Source organism: Candidatus Hydrogenedentota bacterium, assembly GCA_018005585.1.
In the GTDB taxonomy this organism is placed as follows: domain Bacteria; phylum Hydrogenedentota; class Hydrogenedentia; order Hydrogenedentales; family JAGMZX01; genus JAGMZX01.
The window spans coordinates 1-1,541 of the sequence record JAGMZX010000261.1 but is presented as its reverse complement, the minus strand read 5'-3'; the positions used below and the strand labels follow the sequence as shown (position 1 = coordinate 1,541).

The window sequence follows — 1,541 nt, the reverse complement described above, 5'->3', positions numbered from 1 at the left end:
TCCTTGGTCAGTGTGTGAAAGTTGAATCGCAGGGCATGACGAATTCGGCGCGAGGAGAAATGGCTCCCATGACCGCCGGGGCAACCAGCCACACGGTGCCAAAGCCACCCCGCCTCGGGCGGGGACCATGCAGGTGGCAGCGAGAACCGAAAACCCGTCATGCCCCTGTTCCCTCCGGAGCAGGGGCATTGTCTTTCTCTCCTTCGCTGCGCGCCCGTTCGTATGCCTTGCGCGATTGAGCAACAAAACGCGCAACAACCGTGCGCGAAGGAGGACAAAGCTATGAGTATGCAATCACACCCGTTGCCGCCCTCGCCGGAAGTGGCCGAAGAGGCGCGGCGCCGCGCGGCCCGGCTGGCCGAGGGTCTGTATCCGCACCAGGTCGATGGCGTGGCGTTCCTGCTCGGGCGCCGCCGGTCGATTCTGGCCGACGACATGGGCCTGGGCAAGACGCGCCAGTCCGTCGTGGCCATGCATGAGGCCGCCCCGCAGGGGCCGTGGCTCGTTATTTGCCCGGCGGCGGTGAAACTCAACTGGGCCCGCGAAATCGGCATGGCCCGGCCGGACGCCGAGGTCCGCGTCGTGGGCCCGGGGCCCGTCCCGGCACCGGACTACCGCGGCTGGTCCGTCGTGAACTACGACCTGCTGCGCAAGCACGAAAGCGCGCTCAAGGCGCTGCCGTGGGCCGGTTTCATCTTCGACGAGGCCCATTTCCTGAAGAATCACCAGACGCAGCGCAGCCGCCACGGCCGCGCGCTGGTCGAGGCGGCACCCGAGAACCCCGCGGTCATGTGCCTGACCGGAACGCCCATCACGAACCGCCCGCGCGACCTGTTCCCGCTGTTGCAGTTGCTCAAGCATCCCATGGCGCAAAGCTTCCTGACCTTCGCCAAGCGGTATTGCGCGGCGTACAAGAACGACTACGGCTGGGTCACCGACGGCGCGAGCAATCTTGCGGAACTGAAGACGCAGCTGGACGGCGTCCTGCTGCGCCGGACCAAGGAAGAGGTGCTCGACCTGCCGCCCAAGGTGCGCACCTACGTGCCCCTTGAGATCCCGGAGGGCGTGGGCCGGCAGGAGATGCGCCAGGCGCTGCGCCTGCTCATGGGCGGCGGCGCCACCAACGTCGGCGCGCGCTCGCGCGACCGGATGCGGCTGCTGGGCGCGCTCACGACGGCGCGCCACAAGGTGGCCATGGCCAAGACGCCGCTGACGGAGGAATTTGTCGAGAATGTGCTCGACCAGGGCGACAAGGCACTTGTGTTCTCATGCTTCGACGACCCGTTGCAGAAGCTTGCGCGGCATTTCGGGGAGAAGGCCGTGCTCGTCACGGGCGCCACGCCGGTAAAGAAGCGGCAGCAACTTGTGGACCGGTTCCAGCAGGACGAGAACACCCGCGTGTTCCTGGCCAATATCATCGCCGGCGGCGTGGGCCTCAACCTCACCGCGGCGCGCCAGGTCGTGTTCAACGACCTCGACTGGGTGCCGGCGAACCATTTCCAGGCGGAGGACCGCGCCTACCGCATCGGCCAGAACGGCAG

At 67.1% G+C, this 1,541-nt stretch carries 1 protein-coding gene; it reads left to right on the top strand.

Going from position 1 to position 1,541, the window contains the following annotated elements; all coding sequences use genetic code 11:
* Positions 1–282: 282 nt before the first annotated feature.
* Positions 283–1,541: DEAD/DEAH box helicase (locus KA184_23410; GenBank protein ID MBP8132540.1), on the top strand; the 1,259-nt coding region annotated here is incomplete at its 3' end.